Annotated in this window: 25 protein-coding genes and 2 tRNA genes; 3 read left to right on the top strand and 24 right to left on the bottom strand. The window is 66.3% G+C overall.

The features are described from left to right. Positions 1–57: 57 nt before the first annotated feature. The 3 genes from gcvA to K2W61_RS07670 form a co-directional block, all read right to left on the bottom strand. Positions 58–960, bottom strand: coding sequence for a transcriptional regulator GcvA (gene gcvA, locus K2W61_RS07680; protein WP_175135575.1), 903 nt, complete (start codon positions 958–960; stop codon positions 58–60). A gap of 87 nt (positions 961–1,047) precedes the next feature. After that, positions 1,048–1,446, bottom strand: a complete 399-nt coding sequence (locus tag K2W61_RS07675) for a hypothetical protein (protein ID WP_236755363.1) — start codon at positions 1,444–1,446, stop codon at positions 1,048–1,050. A gap of 209 nt (positions 1,447–1,655) precedes the next feature. Next, positions 1,656–1,731: transfer RNA gene (locus tag K2W61_RS07670), tRNA-Asn, on the bottom strand. Between the two features lie 151 nt (positions 1,732–1,882). Between K2W61_RS07670 and K2W61_RS07665 the strand changes: the two genes are divergently transcribed. Then, positions 1,883–3,271, top strand: a complete 1,389-nt coding sequence (locus tag K2W61_RS07665; RefSeq protein WP_175140299.1) for a GntP family permease — start codon at positions 1,883–1,885, stop codon at positions 3,269–3,271. 431 nt (positions 3,272–3,702) lie between these two features. On the opposite strand, the gene K2W61_RS07660 is transcribed toward K2W61_RS07665, so the two are convergent. The 7 genes from K2W61_RS07660 to petA all read right to left on the bottom strand — a co-directional run bounded on the left by K2W61_RS07660 (position 3,703) and on the right by petA (position 8,990). Beyond that, a tRNA-Thr gene (locus K2W61_RS07660) sits at positions 3,703–3,778 on the bottom strand. 91 nt (positions 3,779–3,869) lie between these two features. Continuing rightward, complete coding sequence (locus K2W61_RS07655) at positions 3,870–4,511, bottom strand: imm11 family protein (protein ID WP_236755362.1); 642 nt, start codon at positions 4,509–4,511, stop codon at positions 3,870–3,872. A gap of 276 nt (positions 4,512–4,787) precedes the next feature. After that, positions 4,788–5,231 (bottom strand): ClpXP protease specificity-enhancing factor, encoded by a 444-nt coding sequence (locus K2W61_RS07650; RefSeq protein WP_175135572.1) that lies wholly within the window; start codon positions 5,229–5,231, stop codon positions 4,788–4,790. 12 nt (positions 5,232–5,243) lie between these two features. Continuing rightward, complete coding sequence (locus K2W61_RS07645; protein ID WP_006388039.1) at positions 5,244–5,855, bottom strand: glutathione S-transferase N-terminal domain-containing protein; 612 nt, start codon at positions 5,853–5,855, stop codon at positions 5,244–5,246. Between the two features lie 153 nt (positions 5,856–6,008). Beyond that, on the bottom strand, positions 6,009–6,860 hold the full coding sequence (locus K2W61_RS07640; RefSeq protein ID WP_175135571.1) for a cytochrome c1: 852 nt from the start codon (positions 6,858–6,860) through the stop codon (positions 6,009–6,011). A gap of 24 nt (positions 6,861–6,884) precedes the next feature. Further along, positions 6,885–8,273, bottom strand: coding sequence for a cytochrome b (locus K2W61_RS07635; protein ID WP_020925626.1), 1,389 nt, complete (start codon positions 8,271–8,273; stop codon positions 6,885–6,887). 75 nt (positions 8,274–8,348) lie between these two features. Continuing rightward, on the bottom strand, positions 8,349–8,990 hold the full coding sequence (petA, locus tag K2W61_RS07630; RefSeq protein WP_175135570.1) for a ubiquinol-cytochrome c reductase iron-sulfur subunit: 642 nt from the start codon (positions 8,988–8,990) through the stop codon (positions 8,349–8,351). Between the two features lie 140 nt (positions 8,991–9,130). Between petA and mscL the strand changes: the two genes are divergently transcribed. Beyond that, a complete protein-coding gene (mscL, locus tag K2W61_RS07625) occupies positions 9,131–9,586 on the top strand; it encodes a large conductance mechanosensitive channel protein MscL (RefSeq protein ID WP_175140298.1) in 456 nt (151 codons plus the stop codon). A gap of 101 nt (positions 9,587–9,687) precedes the next feature. On the opposite strand, the gene K2W61_RS07620 is transcribed toward mscL, so the two are convergent. Next, complete coding sequence (locus K2W61_RS07620) at positions 9,688–10,464, bottom strand: Nif3-like dinuclear metal center hexameric protein (protein ID WP_175135568.1); 777 nt, start codon at positions 10,462–10,464, stop codon at positions 9,688–9,690. 19 nt (positions 10,465–10,483) lie between these two features. On the opposite strand from K2W61_RS07620, the gene K2W61_RS07615 reads away from it, so the two are divergent. Next, complete coding sequence (locus K2W61_RS07615) at positions 10,484–11,659, top strand: trypsin-like peptidase domain-containing protein (protein WP_175135567.1); 1,176 nt, start codon at positions 10,484–10,486, stop codon at positions 11,657–11,659. A gap of 46 nt (positions 11,660–11,705) precedes the next feature. On the opposite strand, the gene K2W61_RS07610 is transcribed toward K2W61_RS07615, so the two are convergent. The 13 genes from K2W61_RS07610 to hisD form a co-directional block, all read right to left on the bottom strand. Further along, complete coding sequence (locus K2W61_RS07610) at positions 11,706–12,104, bottom strand: helix-turn-helix domain-containing protein (protein WP_175135566.1); 399 nt, start codon at positions 12,102–12,104, stop codon at positions 11,706–11,708. 102 nt (positions 12,105–12,206) lie between these two features. Continuing rightward, positions 12,207–12,998, bottom strand: coding sequence for a twin-arginine translocase subunit TatC (tatC, locus tag K2W61_RS07605; RefSeq protein ID WP_175135565.1), 792 nt, complete (start codon positions 12,996–12,998; stop codon positions 12,207–12,209). Then, positions 12,995–13,582 carry a Sec-independent protein translocase protein TatB gene (gene tatB, locus K2W61_RS07600; protein ID WP_175140296.1) on the bottom strand — a complete coding sequence of 196 codons (588 nt, stop codon included), beginning with the start codon at positions 13,580–13,582 and terminating at the stop codon, positions 12,995–12,997. Before tatB ends, tatC begins: the two co-directional genes overlap by 4 nt. Positions 13,583–13,648: 66 nt before the next feature. Then, entirely contained in the window at positions 13,649–13,876 is a 228-nt protein-coding gene (gene tatA, locus K2W61_RS07595; protein WP_175133390.1) for a Sec-independent protein translocase subunit TatA, read from the bottom strand. 14 nt (positions 13,877–13,890) lie between these two features. Further along, positions 13,891–14,259, bottom strand: a complete 369-nt coding sequence (locus K2W61_RS07590) for a histidine triad nucleotide-binding protein (RefSeq protein ID WP_175133389.1) — start codon at positions 14,257–14,259, stop codon at positions 13,891–13,893. Positions 14,260–14,274: 15 nt separating this feature from the next. Next, positions 14,275–14,625, bottom strand: a complete 351-nt coding sequence (locus tag K2W61_RS07585) for a phosphoribosyl-ATP diphosphatase (RefSeq protein ID WP_006392326.1) — start codon at positions 14,623–14,625, stop codon at positions 14,275–14,277. Then, the gene (gene hisI / locus K2W61_RS07580; RefSeq protein ID WP_175133388.1) at positions 14,622–15,026 is read right to left on the bottom strand and encodes a phosphoribosyl-AMP cyclohydrolase; all 405 of its coding nucleotides are present in this window, start codon (positions 15,024–15,026) and stop codon (positions 14,622–14,624) included. Before hisI ends, K2W61_RS07585 begins: the two co-directional genes overlap by 4 nt. A gap of 2 nt (positions 15,027–15,028) precedes the next feature. Further along, entirely contained in the window at positions 15,029–15,847 is an 819-nt protein-coding gene (hisF, locus tag K2W61_RS07575; RefSeq protein ID WP_175133387.1) for an imidazole glycerol phosphate synthase subunit HisF, read from the bottom strand. Continuing rightward, a complete protein-coding gene (hisA, locus tag K2W61_RS07570) occupies positions 15,844–16,584 on the bottom strand; it encodes a 1-(5-phosphoribosyl)-5-[(5-phosphoribosylamino)methylideneamino]imidazole-4-carboxamide isomerase (protein ID WP_175133386.1) in 741 nt (246 codons plus the stop codon). Before hisA ends, hisF begins: the two co-directional genes overlap by 4 nt. A gap of 68 nt (positions 16,585–16,652) precedes the next feature. Next, positions 16,653–17,351 (bottom strand): imidazole glycerol phosphate synthase subunit HisH, encoded by a 699-nt coding sequence (gene hisH, locus K2W61_RS07565; RefSeq protein ID WP_175133385.1) that lies wholly within the window; start codon positions 17,349–17,351, stop codon positions 16,653–16,655. 37 nt (positions 17,352–17,388) lie between these two features. Beyond that, positions 17,389–17,976, bottom strand: a complete 588-nt coding sequence (gene hisB / locus K2W61_RS07560; RefSeq protein WP_006388056.1) for an imidazoleglycerol-phosphate dehydratase HisB — start codon at positions 17,974–17,976, stop codon at positions 17,389–17,391. Positions 17,977–17,988: 12 nt separating this feature from the next. Then, positions 17,989–19,080 (bottom strand): histidinol-phosphate transaminase, encoded by a 1,092-nt coding sequence (gene hisC, locus K2W61_RS07555; RefSeq protein ID WP_175133384.1) that lies wholly within the window; start codon positions 19,078–19,080, stop codon positions 17,989–17,991. After that, positions 19,077–20,381: a histidinol dehydrogenase gene (gene hisD, locus K2W61_RS07550; RefSeq protein ID WP_175133383.1), complete on the bottom strand. Its 1,305-nt coding sequence runs from the start codon at positions 20,379–20,381 to the stop codon at positions 19,077–19,079. The genes hisC and hisD overlap by 4 nt, the downstream gene beginning before the upstream one ends. Positions 20,382–20,396: the final 15 nt, after the last annotated feature.

Genomic DNA, 20,396 nt, shown 5'->3' with positions numbered 1-20,396 from the left:
GCGGGCCGTGCCTGACCAATCAATTATTGCGAGTCAAGCATGAGAAAAAGTAATGCGTCAAGCATCCGCCGCCGCTTGGGTCAGCCATGCCTGGAACGCCTGGGCGGCGGCGCCGGACTTGCCGCGCGGGCCGACGAACCACCAGCCGATGCGCGGATCGTCCAGCGCGGTGTCCGGCAGCGCTTCCACCAGGGCGCCGCTGGCCAGCTGCGTGGCGATCAGGCGGTGGCGGCCCATGGCCATGCCCTGTCCCGCCAGCGCCGCTTCCACCACGATGTTGTAGTCGTGCAGATGCACGGTCTGGGCGCGGCTCAGGTCCAGGCCATGCTGCCGCGCCCAGGCGTCCCATTCGAACGGCAGCTGCGCGTGCGAGACCAGCAGCGGGTAGCGCAGCAGGTCGGCGGGCGCGCGCGGCCGGCGCCGGCCCGCCACCAGGGCCGGCGCGCATACCACCGACAGCCGTTCCGGCATCAGGCGTCGCGACCGCACCCCGGGCCAGGTGCCGCGGCCGTAGCGGATGGCCACGTCCACTTCGCCGGCCGCCACGTCGGCCAGGCCGATGGCGGGCAGCAATTGCAGGTCGATGTCCGGATGGCTGGCGGCGAAGTCCGGCAGGCGCGGCGCCAGCCAGCGCGTGGCGAACGAGGCCAGCAGGCCGACCCGCAGCGTGTCGCGCGCGGCCGCCGGCGCGCGGATCGTCTCGGTACCCTGGCGCAGCAATTCGAAGGCGGCGTGCACGCGCTCGTAATACGCCTGCCCGGCCGGCGTCAGCGCCACCGCGCGTGTACGGCGCTCGAACAGGGTCACGCCCAGCTCGGCTTCGAGCCGCTGGATATGGTGGCTGATGGCGCTTTGCGTGACGAACAGTTCCTCGCCCGCCAGGCTGAAGCTCAGGCGCCGGGCGGCCGCCTCGAAAGCACGCAGCGAGACCAAGGCAGGCAGGGATCGGTTGGAACGCATGGAGCGGGCGCAGCGCGGAGGAGGTGGGGCCGAAGTATCCGGCCGGAAGCCTCATTCTCGCAAATCAGGCCCCGTGGCGGAACCGGATCAGCGCGGCCGTGTGGAGATGGGTTTGCTGCGCAGGATTTCGTGGTGCACGACCTGCAGCGCCTGCCGATGCCGCGGCTGGTCGGCGGCCACGTCCCAGGTGCGCGTGGCGGATGGCGAGGCCGGATCGAGCAGTTGGAAGGCCAGGTCCGTCAGCAGGTAGGACGCCGTGGCTTGTGCGTCGCGGTGGGTTTGCCTGGGCCAGTTCGCCAGATCCCCGGTTTCACATATCCACAGGATCGCATTGACCGCCTCGGCCTGATGCGCCTTCATGACCTCGATGTCCGGCAGCGCCGTGGACACGCCGCGAACCAGCCAGGGGATGTCCTGCAACAGGCCAAACACAAGTTCAAAGGCGGTTTTTGAATCGATGGGCTGCGTGTTCGGGGACTGAGGCATGGACGGGGCCGGACTGATGCCGAGGCTTGACGGTTGATTCAACGTCAATCGTAAAACCTTTCCGTCATGCATTCGGCGGGTCGCGGCCGGTTCAGCGGGTGATCAAGTCCGAAAATCCGAGTTCGCGAATCCTGCCCTGGCGCCCATGCAAAAGGCCCGCAAGCATGTCGCGGGCCTTTCGGTGGTGCATTTTGGGTATGGCAATTCTTTGGCTCCCCGAGCTGGGCTCGAACCAGCGACCTGCGGATTAACAGTCCGTCGCTCTACCGACTGAGCTATCGGGGAACAGGTAGAGGGGGCGAATTATGCACAAATTTCGCGGGGAATGCAAAACGGCCCGGCTGGCCGCGGGGTTTATGGCGGGTCGCGCCGGGGTAATCCCTTATCATGGCACGCAGAAGGTTCGCGACCTCTCACGTTTCTCTGGATTTCACCTATGTCTTCGTTCGACATCCAATTGCTGCTTACCGCCCTGGTGAGTGTGCTGGTGCTGGTCGCCCTTATCGTCTCGCGCATCCGCATGCACCCGCTGCTGGCGCTCCTGATCGTTTCCATTGGCGTCGGCTTTGCCACCGGCATGGCGCCCACCGCCATCGCCAAGAACCTGACCGACGGCGCGGGCAAGACCCTTGGCGCCGTGGGCGTGGTGATCGCGCTGGGCGCCATGCTCGGCAAGATCCTGGCGGACTCCGGCACCACCGAGCGCCTGGCCAATGCCATCCTGACACGCACCTCGCCGCGCATGATCCCCTGGACCATGACGCTGGTGGCCTTCATCATCGGCATCCCGATGTTCTTCGAGGTCGGCCTGGTGGTGATGCTGCCGCTGATCTTCAGCGTGGCCCGCAAACTGGAAGGCCAGGAGCGCTTCAAGGGCTCGGCCTATGTGTACGTGGGCGTGCCGGTGATCTCGGCGCTGGCTGCCATGCATGGCATGGTGCCGCCGCATCCGGGGCCGCTGACCGCGATCGCCAGCCTCAAGACCAGCGTCGGCCCGACCATGATCTATGGGTTCCTGGCCGCGCTGCCGGCGATGGTCCTGGGCGGTCCGCTGTACGGCGCCTTCATCGCGCCGCGCATGCGCACCCGCCCCGACGAAGCCCTGCTCGAACAGTTCACCGTGACCCGGGCGGCCGATGCCGGTCAGGGCCAACCCAGTGTCGGCCTGGGGGTGCTGGCCGCGTTGCTGCCCGCCCTGCTGATGCTGCTGCACGCGGTGGCCGAAATGCTGTTGCCCAAGACCTCGCCCCTGCTGCATGTGGCGGCGTTCCTGGGCAATCCGATGGTCGCCATGCTGCTGGGCGTGCTGTTCGCGGCCGTGACGCTGGTGCTGCTGCGCGGCGGCGACGCCGACAAGCTGCGCGATGCGCTCGGCAAGAGCCTCAAGCCGATCGCCGGCATCATGCTGATCATCGCCGGCGGCGGCGCCTTCCAGCAGGTCCTGACCAGTGCCAAGGTGGGCGATGCCATCGTCCACCTGACTCAGCAGTTCGCGTTCCCGCCGCTGATCCTGGGCTGGCTGATTGCGATGCTGTTGTCGGTCTCGACCGGCTCGGCCACGGTTGGCATCGTCGGCGCCGCCGGCCTGCTGGCGCCGCTGGCGGGAGCCGACCCCACCCTCAACCTGCCGCTGCTGGCGCTGTCCATCGGGTGCGGTTCCTTGTTCTTCAACTACGCCAACCACGCCGGGTTCTGGATGGTGAAGGAATCGTTCGGCATGACCATGGGCGAGGCCACCAAGACGATCTCGGTGGTGCAGTCCATCGTGGCGGTGGTCGGCCTGGTCATGGTGCTGCTGTTCAACATGCTGCCGGCGCTGGGGTGAACGGCGCCACCGGCCTCGTATGATGGGCGCCGAGCGGGCCGCCTTGCAGCCCAGATAGAACAGATACCGACCGCCCGCAATCTTGATGATGAACAGGGCTTCGGCGTGGCTCGCCAGAATCGCATCGTAGAAAACCGAGGGCGGGCCAGGTCGCTGACGCCGGCCGTGATGTGACGGAACATGGATCGGCATCTCCCGATCGAGCGCTTCATAGGCAAGCGATCCTCCATGCCATGGACCGTCGCGTGGCCGTGGGTGCCGTGCATGGGGTCAAGACAAGCCTGGCCAAGCTTGATAGGCCGACATGCATTGAACTCGTTAACGGGAGGCGCGGCGCGCGACGACGTGAGCGATCAGCGAACGGGAACGTTCGGCCAGGCCTGGTAGGCGGGTGGAGCTGCCGGGCAAGGAGCCCGGGCCGTTGATGCGGATGGTGCCGGTGAAAGGAATCGAACCCTCGACCTTCTCATTACAAGTGAGCTGCTCTACCAACTGAGCTACACCGGCTTGGCGTGACGGGGCACGCGCAGGGACTGCATTGTAATGAAAAAAGGAGATCCTTTCCGGCGCCGGAGCGCTTTGCAGGACGCGGCGTCGCTCATGCCGGCCGGACGGCGGTGGCGCAGCGCCGTCTGGTTTCCCAGCCATGCAGGCGCTCGGCGCGCAGCGCCCGCCACAACTCGTCGGAGCAGAAATAACCGCTGATGCCGCTGTGCGGATGGGTCGGCCGCACGCCGAACTGGCGCGGCAGTCGCCAGAAGCAGCGGTTCTCGATGGCGGCCTGGTCCAGCACCAGCGGCGTGCCTTTCAGGTAGGAAAAGCCGTTGCTGGCTTCGTAGCCAGCCTGCCCCATGCCGCGGGCGAACTCGGTTTTCTCGATGATCACGGCATCGACCCGTGGCGGACACACCAGCAGGTGGTAGGTGCGGAACGGGCGGCGCTTGCGGCCCGTGGTCATGGTTTCGACGTCGATCGGCTGGAACCGGTGCGTATCGGGCTCCAGCGATTCCATGAGTTCGCGCACGCGCGCGCTGACCGCGAACGGCCCGCCATCCCAGCCCAGGATCGCCGGTACACGGCCTGCGCCGCGCAGGGTCAGGCGGATCTGCCGCGGGATCCGCGCCAGGTCCTCGTCCGACAGATCGTCGAACAGGCAGAGCTTGGCGAGCAACTGACGGTCGATCTGCGGCACGAATTGTGTCGACACGCCGAAGGGCGGCATTCCGATCAGGTACGGCATGGTTTGTTGCGGCTCCTGGGGCCCGGCGGCGCGCGGCACGACGCATGGCGGACGACATCAGGCCCGGTTCAGCCGTATGAGACGGGATTCCGGCAATATTTGCAAATGATACGCGCTATCGTTCCGAATTGCGGGAATTGTCAAGCGGGCGGAGCGGGGGCGGACAGGGAAACGCCCCTGGGCAGGGGCGTTTCAGATCAAGCGGGCATTACCGGCGCGGCCGGTGCGTGGCGCGGGTCCGTCGATGCAAGAGAATCCCGGTTCCGGCGCGCCGCGTCACTTGACGATCGTCAGGTGCGGACGCTTGGGTTCGTCGTCGCCGCCATCGTCGCCCGGCGGGGTGTCCGCGTCGGTTTCGGGGGCGGCAGACTCGGACGCGCCGGGTGTACCGGGCGCCGGCGGTTCGTAGGGCTGGACTTCGAAGCCCATGCCGGCGCCGGTTTCGCGCGCATAGATGGCGCTGACGGCGCCCACCGGCACGTAGACGTTTTCGGTCACGCCGCTGAAGCGGGCCTGGAATTCGATGAATTCGTTGCCCAGCACCAGGCGGTTGGTGGCCAGCGTGCCCACGTTCAGGGTGATCTGGCCGTCGCGCACATGGGCGACGGGCACCATGGTGTGCTCGTCGACTTGCACGGTGATGTACGGCGTGTAGCCGTTATCGGTGCACCATTCGTGCAGCGCGCGGATCAGATACGGTTTGGTCGAAGTTTCACCCATCACGCAACAACCTTAGCGACGCATCACTTTTTCCGAAGGCGTCAGCGCTTCGATGTAGGCCGGGCGCGAGAAAATGCGTTCCGCGTACTTTTGCAGCGGGGCCGCGTTCTTGGGCAGTTCGATGCCGTAGTGGTCCAGGCGCCACAGCAGCGGGGCCACGGCCACGTCGAGCATGGAGAATTCCTCGCCCAGCATGTACTTGTTCTTGAGCAGCATGGGAGCCAGTTGGGCCAGGCGGTCGCGGATGTTTTGGCGGGCGTTGGCCAGCTTCTTCTCGTCGGGCTTGGCGCTGCGGTCTTCCAGCGTCGAGACGTGGACGAACAACTCTTTCTCGAAGTTGTACAGGAACAGGCGGGTGCGCGCGCGCATCACCGGATCGGCCGGCATGAGCTGCGGGTGCGGGAAGCGCTCGTCGATGTACTCGTTGATGATGTTCGACTCGTACAGGACCAGGTCGCGTTCGACCAGAATGGGCACTTGACCGTACGGATTCATCACCGAGATGTCTTCGGGCTTGTTGTACAGGTCGATGTCGCGGATCTCGAAATCCATGCCCTTTTCAAACAACACGAAGCGGCAGCGTTGCGAAAACGGACACGTGGTTCCGGAATAGAGCACCATCATGGCGATAAATCCTTTATTAAAAACGAAAGGCCAGCGCCCTAATCTAGCAGGCGCTGGCCCCGATTGCCAGGCGGGGGGTAGGCATACAGCCCTAACCCGCCATTATCCACCGCCGTGAAAATGGGGGCGGATGAGCCTGGCGGGGCGTTGCGGTTAGCGCACGTGTTTCCAGTAAGAGGCGTTCAGGCGCCACATCACCAGGAAGAACAAGAGCAGGAACAACATGACACCGACGCCCAGCTGGACGCGGAAGGTCTGGACGGGTTCGGCCATCCATGCCATGAACGCGGTCAGGTCAGCGACGTCGTTGTCGTATGTTGCGGTTTGGGCCGGGTCGGCGGCCTTGAATTTGGCCTCGAAGGTGGCATGGCCGGGGTAGTTGGCTACCGGTTCGGCCTTGACCGTGGAAAAACCTTGCGCATCGTACACCGTCGTGACCCGTTCCCAGGTTTTCGGCGCGCCGTCCTTGCCTTCGACCTCGTGCATCGCCACCGTGGTCAGCTCGCGCGGACCCTGGCGTTGCCACAGCGCGTGCGGCATGCCCACGGCCGGGAACACCAGGTTGTTCCAGCCCGTGGCGCGCGAGGTATCACGGTAGAACGTGCGCAGGTAGGTATAGATGTAGTCGGAACCCGAGGGGCCGGCGTTGACGGATTTGGCGCGCGCGATCACGGACAGGTCCGGGGGCGTGGTGCCGAACCACTTCTTGGCGTCCTTGGGCGTCATGGCGACGGTCATCATGTCGCCGACCTTTTCGCCGGTGAACAGCAGGCTTTCCTTGATTTGCTGGTCGGTCAGGCCAATGTCCTTGAGCTTGTTGTAGCGCATCGACGATGCGCTATGGCAGTTCAGACAGTAGTTGACGAACAGCTTGGCGCCGTTTTGCAGCGACGCCATGTCGTTGACGCGGTAAGGCGCCTTGTCCAGCGGATAGCCGCCCTCGGCGGCGAACGTAGCGGTACACGTGAGCATCAAGGCCACGGCACCAATCAGCTTCTTGATCATGGTCGGTCCGTTATTCTGGTTGGCTCAGTGGGCGTGGAACGTCACGCGGTCGGGCACTTGCTTGAAAGTGCCCAGGCGGCTCCAGACCGGCATCAGGAAGAAGAATGCCAGGTACAGCAGCGTGCCGATCTGCGACGTGATGTTCAACGGCGGACTGGGCGGCTGCGTACCGATGTAGCCGAGCACCAGGAAGTTGACCATGAAGATGCCGTAGATCCACTTGTGCCAAGTGGGGCGGTAGCGGATCGACTTGACCGGGGAATGGTCCAGCCACGGCAGGAAGAACAGGATGACCACGGTGCCGCCCATGGCGACCACGCCCCAGAACTTGGCGTCGATCACGCGCAGCAGCACGGCCACGACGATCAGGATGCCGGGCACGGCGATGCGCATGAAGCCCTTCAGGTTGCTCTTGACCAGCAGCGCGATGGCGCCCAGCACCGAGGCCCCGGCCAGCACCCACGTGAACTCGTCGGTGGTGGCGCGCAGCATCGAGTAGAACGGCGTGAAATACCACACCGGGGCGATGTGCGGCGGCGTCTTGAGCGAGTCGGCCGGGATGAAGTTGTTGAACTCCAGGAAGTACCCGCCCATCTCCGGCGCGAAGAACACGATGAAGGCGAACACCAGCAGGAAGCCCGCGACGCCGACCAGGTCGTGCACCGTGTAGAACGGATGGAACGGAATGCCATCCTTGGGGCGACCGTACTTGTCCTTGGGGCCTTCCTTGATCTCGATGCCGTCCGGGTTGTTCGAACCGACTTCGTGCAGCGCCACCAGGTGCGCCGCCACCAGTCCCACCAGCACCAGCGGAATGGCGATGACGTGGAAGGCGAAGAAGCGGTTCAGCGTGGCGTCGGACACGACGTAGTCGCCGCGGATCCAGATCGACAGCTCGGGGCCGATGAACGGGATGGCCGCGAACAGGTTCACGATCACCTGTGCGCCCCAGTAGGACATCTGGCCCCACGGCAGGAGGTAGCCGAAGAATGCTTCGGCCATCAGACAGAGGAAGATCGCCACGCCGAAGATCCAGACCAGCTCACGCGGCTTGCGGTACGAGCCATAGAGCAGGCCGCGCAGCATGTGCAGGTAGACGACGACGAAGAACATCGAGGCGCCGGTCGAGTGCATGTAGCGCACCAGCCAGCCCCACGGGACTTCGCGCATGATGTATTCGACCGATTGGAACGCGCGCTCGGCGTCCGGCTTGTAGTGCATGACCAGGAAGATGCCGGTCACGATCTGCAGCACCAGCACCAGCAGTGCCAGGGAGCCGAAGAAATACCAAAAGTTGAAGTTTTTCGGTGCGTAGTATTCGGACAGATGCGCTTTCCAGGTGGAGGTCACCGGGAAGCGCCGGTCCAGCCAGCCCAACAGGCCTGTCGTCTCGACGGTTTTCTCGCCAGCCATGTAACAGCTCCTTCTCTAATACGTGGCGTATTTTGTTTTACTTACGTAATTCGGGAAAAAAGCGCGACGCGAGCGTCAGGCCTTGTTCTCTTCATCGACGCCCACGATGATGCGGGAGTCGGTGAGATACTGGTACGGCGGAACTTCGAGATTATCGGGAGCGGGCTTGTTCTTGTAGACCCGGCCAGCCAGGTCGAACGTGGAGCCGTGGCACGGACAGAGGAATCCGCCTTGCCAGGAGGCGCCCATGCCGCCACCGCCACCCGTTTCGAAGTGGGCGGTGGGCGAGCAGCCCAGATGGGTACAGATGCCAACACAGACGAAGAGCTCGGGCTTGCGCGAGCGGCCTTCGTTTTCTGCGTATTTGGGAGTGAAGCCGGGCCGTTTCGAGTCAGGGTCCGCCAGGAGCGCGTCCTGGGTCTTGAGGCCGGCGATTTGTTCAGGAGACCGGTGGATGATCCAGACCGGCTTGCCACGCCATTCCACGGTTTTCATGGTGCCGACCGGGATGTCGCCGATGTCGACTTCGACAGGGGCGCCGGCGGCGCGGGCTTTTTCAGAAGGGGAAAACGTGCTCACAAGCGGTATGGCCGTTGCGACACCTGCTACGCCACCTACAGCACAGGCGGTGGTTACCCAGAAACGTCGCGAAGGATCGGGCGGCAGCTTTGGATCAACCGCACCGTCATCGTCATGCACCAGCGTATCCTGACTCATCTTCCTATCCTTGTTGATGCGCCCGCTCTACGAGTAGCATCACTTCTGCGGCATCGGCTTCGCGGGAATGTGTAACAACATAGCAACCGCGTATTATAGCGCCAGCCTACTGGTGGGCGTATCACGAAGGGAGTGCTTTTATGAGCAAAGCGACTGGTTTCGTCAAAGAATTCCGGGATTTCGCTGTCAAAGGCAATGCGGTCGATTTGGCGGTTGGTGTGATCATCGGGGCGGCGTTCGGCAAGATCGTCGACTCGCTGGTCAAGGATATCGTCATGCCGCTGGTCAATTTCGTGCTTGGCGGTTCGGTCGATTTCTCGAACAAATTCCTGGTGCTGTCGATGCCCGCGGGCTACAACGGGCCGATGACGTATGCGGAGATGACGAAGGCGGGAGCGATCGTCTTTGCCTGGGGGAATTTCCTCACCATCGTCATCAATTTCGTGTTGCTGGCGTTGGTGATCTTCTGGATGGTGAAGGCCATCTACAAGGCGCGGACCAAGGCCGAGGAAGCGCCGGCTCCGGCGGCGCCGGCCCCGACGCCTGAGGATGTGGCGCTGCTGCGCGAGATCCGGGATTTGCTGAAGAAGCCATGAGCCTGAAGATAAAAGCGCCCTGCGGGGCGCTTTTTCATGGGCTCGTGGTTTGATTGCCCGGCGGACGTCGATGCTGCGTGGGCCGTCCGGGGCGGCTTCGATTACACCGGGTTGTCCAGATCCACGAATTCCACCTTGATGCCAAAGCGTTCCGCCACGGCCTGACCGAGGGCCTGGATGCCGTAGCGTTCGGTGGCGTGGTGGCCGGCGCCGAGGAAGGCGACGCCGGTTTCCTGGGCAAGGTGGAAGGTGGATTCGGAGGCTTCGCCGGTGATGTAGGCGGTGGCGCCAGCGTCGACGGCGTCGGCCAGCATGCCCTGGGCGCCGCCGGTGCACCAGGCAATGCGGGCCAGGGGCTGGTCGGGATTGCCGACGACCAGAGGCGGGCGGCCGAGCCGTTGCTGGATGCGGGCGGCGAGTTGGCCCAGGGTGGCGAGGTCGGGGGCGGCGCCGAGCCAGACCAGGTTGTCGGCGCCACAGGTGCGCGGCGTGCCGTCGTCGCGGCGTTCGGGTTCCAGGCCGAGGACGCGGGCCAGCTGGGCGTTGTTGCCGAGGCTCGGATGCGCGTCCAGGGGCAGGTGGTAGGCGTACAGGTTGAGGTCGTTCTTCAAGGCCAGTGCCATGCGGGTACGGCGCGTGCCGATGACGCGACGGTCTTCGTTGCGCCACATCCAGCCGTGGTGGACCAGCACCGCGTCGGCGCCGCGCTCGACGGCGATGCGCAACAGGGCTTCGCTGGCGGTGACACCGGTGATAATGTGTCCGACTTCGGATCGGCCTTCCACCTGCAGCCCATTGGGGCAGTAGTCTTTGAAACGCGCGGCTTGCAGGGTGTCGTCCAGCCAGGCGGCCAGGACGTGGGAGTCCACTTTACTCATTGCTAGTCCTATCAGAAACATGCGCCGATATTGGCTGATCTTCGCTCAGGCCGTCACGGTCTGCCTGGGTATTCTATTCGTCGTCACCACCTTGCGGCCGGATCTGCTGCGGTTGGGCGGGCCCGCCGCCACGTCGGGCGCGACCGCGCCGCGGGCGGCAACGGCGCCGGGAACGGCCGCGTTGCGCGCCGCCACGGGGCCGGTGTCATATGCCGACGGCGTGGCGCGGGCGGCGCCGTCGGTGGTCAACGTCTATACCACCAAGCACGTGGACGTGCCCCTGGTGCCGCTGCCGGACGACCCCATCCTGCGCCAGCTGTTCGGCCAGGTGCCGGGAGTGAGCCGGCGCCAGGCCAGTACCAGCCTGGGGTCGGGCGTGGTGGTCAACCAAGATGGCTATGTGCTGACCAATTATCACGTAGTGCAGGCCGCCGACGCCATCGAGGTGGCGCTGGCCGATGGGCGCAAGGATTCGGCCAAGGTGGTGGGCGCGGACCCGGACACCGATCTGGCGGTATTGAAGCTGGCGACCTTGCGCAACCTGCCGGCGGCCACCCTGGCGCCGGACGGCGGCCTGCGCGTGGGCGATGTCGTGCTGGCGATCGGCAATCCGTTCGGCGTGGGCCAGACCACCACGCAGGGGATCGTGTCGGCGCTGGGCCGCAACGGCCTCGGCCTGAATACCTACGAGAACTTCATCCAGACCGATGCGGCGATCAACCCGGGCAACTCGGGCGGCGCGCTGGTCGATGCGCGCGGCAACCTGGTGGGGATCAATACCGCGATCTACTCCGAATCGGGCGGGTCGATGGGTATCGGCTTCGCCACGCCGATCGATATCGCGCGCAAGGTGATGGACGAGATCGTCAAGACCGGCGGCGTCAAGCGCGGCTGGCTGGGCGTGGAACCGCAGGACCTGACAGCCGAGCTGGCGCGCGCTTTCCAGATGGGCCGCAACGCCCGCGGCGTGATCATCGCGGGAGTGCTGCGCGATGGCCCCGCCGCCAAGGGAGGATTGCGGGTCGGCGACATCGTGCAGACGGTCAACGGCAAACCGATGCTGGACACCTCGGGCTTGCTGGCCGAGATCGCGCAGTTGACCCCGGGGCAGCGCGCCACGCTGGGTGTGCTGCGCGGCGGCAAGATCGCCGAGGTGGCGGTGGTGGTGGGGACGCGGCCGGGCCTGCCGCGATGACGCGGTGGCCGGCGGCCGCCGCGCGCCGGCCATGCCGGATGGGCCGCTAGCGGACCTGGGGCTGGCGGGACGCGACCTGGCGGCGGGGCCGGCAAGGCGCGTCGAGCACCAGGCGCACCACCTGCAGCACGCGCTTGCGCGTGGCCTCGGGCTGGTGCCGCAGCAGCGCACAGATTTCGGCGCAATAGGCATCGGATTGCTCGTCCTGGTGCGGCGGGGATGCGTCAGCGGCCTGCGCGACCATGCCGTCCGCCAGCCAGGGCACCTGGGTGTCCAGCGCGCGCGCCAGCCGCTGCAGGGTGGCGCGGGTCGGCGCGTAGCGTTCTTCGCGGGTGAGGATGCGGTGGATGCAGGACTGCGGCACGCCGGAGATGCGGGCGAGCTGGTTCTGGCTTTTGATGCCGCGCCACCGCATCAGGGTGCGCAGCCGTAGGGCGAGCGACATGGCTGCAATGTAAGTTTGCAGTCGATGCGGGACAAGCGGAAAGCGTCCGCTTGTGGAAAATCGGGGGCGCGCGGCCCCCGTTTGCGCCAGCGCGCCGCGGCTTCAGTGGCGCTCGGTCAGCGAACCGTCGCCCGCGGTGTCATCGGCGCTGGGTTTGGGCGTGACCATGCGCGCGCAGATCAGCCCCAGTTCATACAGCAGGCACAGTGGCACCGCCAGCATGAACTGGCTGACCACGTCGGGCGGCGTCACCACCGCGGCGATGATGAATGCGCCCACCACCACGTAGCCGCGCGCGCTTTTGAGCTTGGACAGTTCCACCACGCCCATGCGCACCAGCAGCACCACCGCCACCGGCACCTCGAAGGTGATGCCGAACGCCATGAACATGGTCATGACGAAGCTCAGGTAGGCCTCGATGTCTGGCGCCGGCGTGATCGATTGCGGCGCGAAGGTGGCGATGAAGTGGAAGACCGTGCGGAACACCACGAAATAGCAGAACGCCATGCCCGCGATGAACAGCAGCGTGCTGGAAATGATCAGCGGCAGCGCCAGGCGCTTTTCGTGCTTGTACAGGCCGGGGGCGACGAAGGCCCAGGCCTGGTACAGCACTACCGGCAGCGCCAGGATGAACGCCGCCATCATAGTGACCTTGACCGGCACCATGAAGGGCGTGATGACGCCGGTGGCGATCATGCGCGTGCCCTGGGGCAGCGAGGCCAGCATGGGCTGGGCCAGCACGTCGTAGATGGCGGACGCGCCGGGGTAGATGAACAGAATGATGAACACCACCACCACCGCGCCGACGGCGCGCAGCAGGCGGGTGCGCAGTTCGACCAGGTGGGAGATGAAGCTTTCCTGCTGGCCGTCTTCTTGGGAGGCGTCCTGGGTCACGTTGTCGTTCCGGAGGGCGTGGCGGGCTTGGCGGCCGGCGGAGGATCGCTGGCGGCGGGCGCGTCGGCCGCGGGCGCCGGGGCGGGCGCGGGTTGCGGGGCGGGAGCGGGCTGGCCGCCGGCCGCGGGGGCGGGCGGATCCAGGTCCAGGTTCAGGTTGGGGCTGGGCGGCGCGATGGACGGCGGCGCTTCGGCCGGCTCGGCGGCCAGCGGTGTCATCAGTGGCCCGCTGGCGGCGGTGGCGCCGGCCGTTCCGGCCGCGATGGCGGGCTTGCCGCTGGCTTCGCGGGCCACCTCGTCGAGCTCGGCGCGGAACTGCTGCACCGGCTCCTGCAGCGCATTGTGGGTGTCGTGCAGCGATTGCTGCACGTCTTGCGCGGCGGTTTCCATCTCGCTCTTGAACTTGCGCAGTTCGTCCAGCTCGATTTCGCGCTGGATGTCGGACTTCACATCATTGACGTAGCGCTGGGCGCGGCCAAGCAGGTGGCCGACCGTGCGGGCGACCTTGGGCAGGCGTTCGGGGCCGATGACGATCAGCGCGATGACGCCGATCACCATCAGTTCAGTGAGGCTGACATCAAACATTCGACGGCCGCTCGGAAATTGAGGCAATGAGGACCGGCGGTTTCAGGCCGGTCCGGGGGGCAGGGCTCAGGAGTTGGATTTTTCCTTGGCCTGCACGTCGATGGTATCGCCGGAGACGCGTTGTTGCGCGATCGGCTCGGCCGGTTTGTCGCTGTTGGCGTCTTTCATGCCTTCCTTGAAGCCCTTGACGGCGCCGCCGAGGTCGGACCCGATGTTGCGCAGTTTCTTGGTGCCGAAAATCAGCGCCACGATGACCAGAACGACCAACCAATGCCAAATGCTAAAGCTACCCATGACGGTTCTCCGTATTACGCGGTGGGGGCCATGCGCCCTTTCCAGGGTCGCTGGCCGCCGAGGATGTGGAAATGCAGATGCGGGACTTCCTGGCCGCCTTCGACGCCAGAGTTGATCATGATGCGAAATCCGCCATCGGGGCCCGGACGGCAACCGTTTTCAGCGGCAAGCCGCGGCGCCAATGCCATCATTCTACCCAACCAACCTGCGTCCTCGGCCGTAATATCCTGCATGGATGTGACATGACGTCGAGGGATCAGCAATAAATGCACCGGTGCGGCCGGGTTGATATCGTGGAATGCAACAAACTCCTCGTCCTCGTAGACCTTCTTGGACGGGATCTCGCCGGCGGCGATCTTGCAGAAAATACAGTTGGCGCTCATTTTTCCGGTTCCGTGTCAGTCCTGGGGACGGCTGGCCTTCTCGGCCAGGCCCGACAGCCCTTCGCGGCGGGCCAGCTCGGCCAGCACGTCGTCGGGGCGCAGGTTGAAGTGCGTCAGCGCGACCAGGCAATGAAACCACAGGTCGGCGGTTTCGCTGACGATGCGTTCGGGCACGCCATCCTTGGCGGCCATGACCAGTTCGGTGGCTTCTTCGCCGATCTTCTTGAGGAAGGCGTCGGGGCCCTTGGACAGCAGCTTGGCCGCGTACGAGGCCTTGGGATCACCGCCGTTCTCGGGGCGGCGGGTCTCCAGGGTGTCGGCGATGCGGGCCAGGACGTCGTGGGCGGTCAGGGGCGAGTCGGTCATTTGTAGATCAGTTCGGGGTCTTTCAGCACCGGATCGACCGTGACCCAGGAGGCCTGGTCGGTCGGGCCTTCCAGGCGGCGGTAGAAGCAGCTGGCGCGGCCGGTGTGGCAGGCGATGCCGCCTTCCTGGTGCACCTTGAGCAGCACCACGTCGCCGTCGCAATCGAGGCGCAGCTCGTGCACCTGCTGCACGTGACCGGACTCCTCGCCCTTGCGCCACAGGCGCTGGCGCGAGCGCGACCAGTACACCGCGCGGCCGGTGGCGGCGGTCTCGGCCAGCGATTCGCGGTTCATCCAGGCCACCATCATGATCTGGCCGTTGTCGGCGTCCTGCGCGATGGCGGGGATCAGGCCGTTCTCGTCGAAGACGACATCGGCCATCCAGCCGGGTTCGTTGCTCATCGTCATATCCTTACTTCAATGCCCTGCGCGGCCATGAAGCGCTTGCATTCGCCGACCGTGTGCTGGCCGAAGTGGAAGATGCTGGCGGCCAGCACGGCGCTGGCGCGGCCGGTGGTGACGCCGTCGGCCAGGTGCTGCAGGGTGCCGACGCCGCCCGAGGCGATGACGGGCACCGGCACGGCGTCCGACACGGTACGGGTCAGTTCGAGGTCGAAGCCCGACTTGGTGCCGTCGCGGTCCATGCTGGTCAGCAGGATCTCGCCGGCGCCATAGGCCGCCATGCGGCGCGCCCAGGCCACGGCGTCCAGCCCGGTGGCCTTGCGGCCGCCATGGGTGAAGACTTCCCAGCGCGGCGCCTCGCCCGCGGCCGAGACGCGGCGCGCGTCGATCGCCACCACCACGCATTGCGAGCCGTGGTAGTCGGAGGCCGCGCGCACCAGTTCCGGGTTGGCCACGGCGGCGCTGTTGATGCTGATCTTGTCGGCGCCGGCGTTCAGCAGGCGCTGGATGTCCGATACCTGGCGCACGCCGCCGCCCACCGTCAGGGGGATGAAGACCTGCGAGGCGACCTGCTCGATGATGGGCAGGATCAAGTCGCGGCCGTCGCTGGTGGCGGTGATGTCCAGGAAGGTGAGCTCGTCGGCGCCCTGCTCGTTGTAGCGGCGGGCGATCTCGACGGGATCGCCGGCATCGGCGAGGTTGACGAAATTGACGCCCTTGACGACGCGGCCGGCGGTGACGTCAAGGCAGGGAATGATGCGGCGGGTCAGCGCGCTCTGGACGGGCGCGCCGGCCCCGGTGGACCTGCTGGCGTTGGTCATTTGGCCAATTCGTCGGCGCGGGCCTGCGCCGCCTGGAAGTTGAGCGTGCCTTCGTAGATGCTGCGGCCCAGGATGGCGCCTTCGACGCCCTCTTCCTCGACGGCGCACAGTGCCTCGATGTCCTGGATGCCGGCGATGCCGCCCGAGGCGTACACCGGGATGCGCACGTGCTGCGCCAGGCGCACGGTGGCCTCGACGTTCACGCCCGACAGCATGCCGTCGCGGCCGATGTCGGTGTAGATGATGGCTTCGCAGCCGTAGTCCTCGAACTTCTTGGCCAGGTCGAGCACGTCGTGGCGCGTCAGCTTGCTCCAGCCGTCGGTGGCGATCTTGCCGTCGCGGGCATCCAGGCCGACGATGATCTGGCCGGGGAAGGCGCCGCAGGCGTCCTGCAGGAAACCCGGGTTCTTGACCGCGGCGGTGCCGATGATCACGTAGGAGATGCCGGCGTCGAGATAGCGCTCGATGGTGTCGAGGTCGCGGATGCCGCCGCCGATCTGCACGGGAATGTCGTCGCCGACGGCTTCCAGGATGGCCTTGATGGGCGCTTCGTTCTTGGGCTTGCCGGCGACGGCGCCGTTCAGGTCGACCAGGTGCAGGCGGCGGGCGCCCTGTTCGAGCCACTTGGAGGCCATGGAGGCGGGGTCTTCGGAGAACACCGTTGCATCGTCCAGGTCGCCCTGGCGCAGACGCACGCAGCGTCCGTCTTTGAGATCGATGGCGGGGATCAGCAGCATGGTGGGCAGCGGGAAAATATGGGGTTGAATGGTCTGGAGCGCGTGGGCCGCAGCGGTGTGCTTGCGGCTTACGGCTGCCAGTCTACAAAATTGCGATACAGGCGCAAACCGTGCTCGGCGCTCTTCTCGGGGTGGAACTGCACCGCGAAAATGTTAGCTGCCGCCACCGCGCAGGTAAAGGCAACGCCGTAATCGGTTTCACCAACGGTCAGGCTGGTATCGGCCGGGTCGGCGTAGTAACTATGGACGAAATAGAAATGCGTGTCGTCCGGAATGCCGTCCCAGATAGGGTGAGAGCGCGTCTGGCGGACTTTGTTCCATCCCATGTGCGGGACTTTCAAGCGCTCGGGGCGGACGTCGACCAGTCCGGCGGCGCCAGTGTCGGCCTCGCAGGCCGCGTCGTCCGCCGCGACCGGGTCGGCGAAGCGCGGGCCGGCAAAGCGCCGCACCACGCCCGGGAACAGGCCCAGGCACGGGGTATCGCCCTCTTCGCTGGACTCGAACAGCATCTGTTCGCCCACGCAGACGCCCAGCAGGGGCTTGCTGCGGGCGGCCTTGACGACCGCTTCGCGCAGGCCGGATTCGTTCAGGGTGCGCATGCAGTCCGCCATGGCGCCCTGCCCGGGAAACACCACGCGGTCGGCCGCGTCGATTTCTTGGGGCTGGTTGCAGATGCGGATGTCCGCGTCGGGGGCGGCGTACTTGAGCGCGCGCGCGACGGAGTGGAAGTTGCCCATTCCGTAGTCGACGATGGCGATAGTGGTCACTTCGGTTTACCTGGTGCGTGGCGGGAGGTCGCGCAGCTTACAGCACGCCCTTGGTCGAGGGCACGACGTCGCCCATGCGCGGGTCGACTTCGATGGCCATGCGCAGCGCGCGGCCACAGGCCTTGAAGACCGTTTCGCATTGGTGGTGGGCGTTGGTGCCGCGCAGGTTGTCGATGTGCAGGGTGATCAGCGCGTGGTTGACCAGCCCCTGGAAGAACTCGCGCGTCAGGTCGACGTCGAAGGCGCCGATGTGCGAACGGGTGAAGGGGATGTGATATTCCAGGCCCGGGCGGCCGGAGAAGTCGACCACCACGCGCGACAGCGCCTCGTCCAGCGGCACGTAGGCGTGGCCGTAGCGGCGCAGGCCGGCCTTGGTGCCGACCGCCTTGGCGATGGCCATGCCCAGCGTGATGCCCACGTCTTCCACCGTGTGATGCGCATCGATGTGCAGGTCGCCCTCGGCCTTGATGTCGAGGTCGATCAGGCCATGGCGCGCGATCTGGTCCAGCATGTGGTCCAGGAACGGCACGCCGGTGTCGATCGTCTGCTTGCCGGTGCCATCCAGGTTGATGGCCACGCGGATGCGGGTTTCGTTGGTGTTGCGGGTGATCTCTGCGGTACGCATGTCAGGACTCGATTAGGCACTGAGGATGTCTTGCAGTGCCGATAGCAAAGCGGCGTTCTCGGCCGGCGCGCCTACCGAGATGCGGAGGCAGTCGGCCAGGAGCGGGTGGGCGTTGGCGAAGTTACGAACCAATATTTTGCGCTGTTTCAGGGCAAGATGCACGGCGTTGCCGTCCAGCTTGCCGGAAAAGCGCGCGAGTACGAAGTTGGCCGCGGAAGGGAATACCCTGACGCCGGGCAGCGCCGCCAGGGCCGCGGCCAGCGGCTCGCGGTCGGCGCGCAGGCGGGCGGCCTGTTCGTCCAGCACCGTTTTGTGGCGCAGCACGGTCAGCAGCGCGGCCTGGGTCAGCACGTCCAGGTTGTAGGGCGGGCGCACTTTGTCCAGCTCGGCGATCCAGTCGGGGTGGCCGGCCAGGTAGCCGAAGCGCAGGCCCGCCAGGCCGATCTTGGACACCGTGCGCATCACCACCACGTTCGGCGCGTCCAGCAGGCGCGGCATCCAACTGCGGTCGGTGAACGGCTGGTAGGCCTCGTCCACCACCACCAGACCGGGCGCGGCGGCGATGATGGCGGCCATGTCCGCGTCCGACCAGGCGCCGCCGGTGGGATTGTTGGGCACCGCCAGGAACACCACCTTGGGCTGGTGCTCGCGGATCGCCGCCAGCATGGCTGGAAGATCCAGGGACAGATCTTCGGTGAGCGGCACGCCGACGAAGCGGGCGTGGTCGAAGCGCGCGGCCATGTCGAAATAGACGAAAGATGGCCACGGCGCCAGCACCACCTCGCCCGGGTTGCAGCAGGCCTGCACCGCCATGTGGATCAGTTCGTCCGAACCGTTGCCGAACAGCACGCCGGCCTCGGCGGGCACGCCGAAGGCCGATTTCACCGCCTGGCGCAGTTCGGCCAGGTCGGCGGCCGGATAGCGGTTCAGCGGCGTGTCGCGCAGCACGCGCGCCAGGTCGTCGCGCACCGCCTCGGGCAGTTCGTAGGGCGATTCCATCGCGTCCAGCTTGATGCAGCCTTCGGCGTGCGCGACCGGATAGGCGCTCAGTTCGCGGATATCGGGCCGGATGGTGCCGGCGATGCGGCCGGCGACCTCGCTCATGGCTGGTCAATCCGGTACTGGGCGCTGGCGGCGTGGGCCTGCAGGCCCTCGCCCAGCGCCAGTTCCGCGGCGATGCGGCCAAGCGTCTGGGCGCCCTGGTGCGACACCTGGATCAGGCTGGAGCGCTTCTGGAAGTCATACACACCCAGCGGCGACGAGAAACGCGCGGTGCGCGAGGTCGGCAGCACGTGGTTGGGGCCGGCACAGTAGTCGCCCAGGGCTTCCGAGCTGAAGCGGCCCATGAAGATGGCGCCGGCGTGGCGGATCTTCGCGGTCCAGGCCTCGGGCTGCTCGGTGGAGATCTCCAGGTGTTCCGGGGCGATGTCGTTGGCGATGCGGCAGGCTTCGTCCAGGTCGCGCACCTGGATCAGCGCGCCGCGGTTGGCCAGGCTGGTGCGCAGGATGTCGGCGCGCGGCATGGTCGGCAGCAGGCGCGCGATGGCGGCCTCGACCTCGGCGATGAAGGCGGCGTCCGGGCACAGCAGGATGGATTGGGCCAGCTCGTCGTGCTCGGCCTGCGAGAACAGGTCCATGGCGATCCAGTCGGCCGGCGTCTTGCCGTCGCAGATCACCAGGATTTCGCTGGGGCCGGCGATCATGTCGATGCCGACCACGCCGAACACGCGGCGCTTGGCGGCGGCCACGTAGGCATTGCCGGGGCCGACGATCTTGTCCACGGCGGGCACGGTGGCGGTGCCGTAGGCCAGCGCGCCCACGGCCTGCGCGCCGCCGATGGCGAACACGCGGTCGACGCCGCTGATCGCGGCCGCGGCCAGCACGATCGGGTTGCGCGCGCCGTCCGGCGTGGGCGTGACCATGACCAGTTCCTGCACCCCGGCGACCTTGGCGGGGATGGCATTCATCAGCACCGACGAGGGATACGCGGCCTTGCCGCCCGGCACGTACAGGCCGACGCGGTCCAGCGGCGTGATCTGTTGGCCCAGCATGGTGCCGTCAGTCTCGGTGTAGGTCCAGGTTTCGGCGCGCTGGCGCTCGTGGTAGCGGCGCACGCGCTCGGCGGCGGCCTGCAGCGCGTCGCGCTGGGCGGCCGGCAGCGCGGCCAGGGCCGCATGCCAGTCGGCCTTGGGGATTTCGAGCGTGTCCGCGGACACATGCGGCATGCGGTCGAAACGCTGGGTGTATTCCACCAGCGCGGCATCGCCGCGGGCGCGCACGTCGGCCAGGATGCCGGCGGCGGCGCGGTCGATGGACTCGTCCTCGGTGGCCTCGAAGGCCAGCAGCTTGGACAGGGCGGATGCGAATCCGGGATCGCGAGAGTCGAGACGATTGATCAGGGCCATGGCGTTCAGGCGGGT

This window comes from Achromobacter pulmonis, assembly GCF_021733725.1.
GTDB classification, from domain to species: Bacteria; Pseudomonadota; Gammaproteobacteria; order Burkholderiales; family Burkholderiaceae_B; genus Achromobacter; species Achromobacter pulmonis.
This window is presented reverse-complemented; position numbering and strand designations above follow the sequence as displayed.